At 55.1% G+C, this 437-nt stretch carries 1 pseudogene; it reads right to left on the bottom strand.

The annotated features are described in order from the left end of the window. Positions 1 to 437: pseudogene (locus FDX11_RS09760) on the bottom strand (phage tail tape measure protein); the annotation flags it as partial.

The following is a 437-nucleotide window of genomic DNA, read 5'->3' as shown; positions in this document are numbered from 1 at the left end:
AAGGTATTGATTACACTGTTCAGTACCGTCATGCCGATACTGCGCATTGCATCACTGGCAGACATGCTGCCTGTGATGATGCCTGTCAGCGCGTTACTGGCGACCGAGCCGAGTGAATCGAAAGCAGCCGCTGCTGCCTGTGTTGCAGCGTTCTGCTGCGCCCATTCTTCCCACATAGCCGCGTTGCGCTGATCCCGGTATTGCTGTTCGATAGCAGCGCGCGCAGCCTCAGCCTCCCCGATCTTCTGCGGGTAAAGTTGGGCGTATTGTTGGATATCCGCGATGTCTTTCTGATACTGGCTATCCAGTCCGGCAGTTTTACTGGTTTTACCCTGGATAGCGCTGAATTTATTGGCAGCGTCAGTACGTTCCTTTTCTGCCTTTGCCTGGGCGCGCAATGCGTTGGCGTTATCCCAGGCTTTAGCCGCGTATTGCCC

The sequence above is a fragment of the Citrobacter sp. wls714 genome (assembly GCF_005281025.1).
Lineage (GTDB): Bacteria > Pseudomonadota > Gammaproteobacteria > Enterobacterales > Enterobacteriaceae > Citrobacter > Citrobacter werkmanii.
Note: the sequence above shows the minus strand (reverse complement) of the source record. Positions and strands in the feature narration are given on the sequence as shown.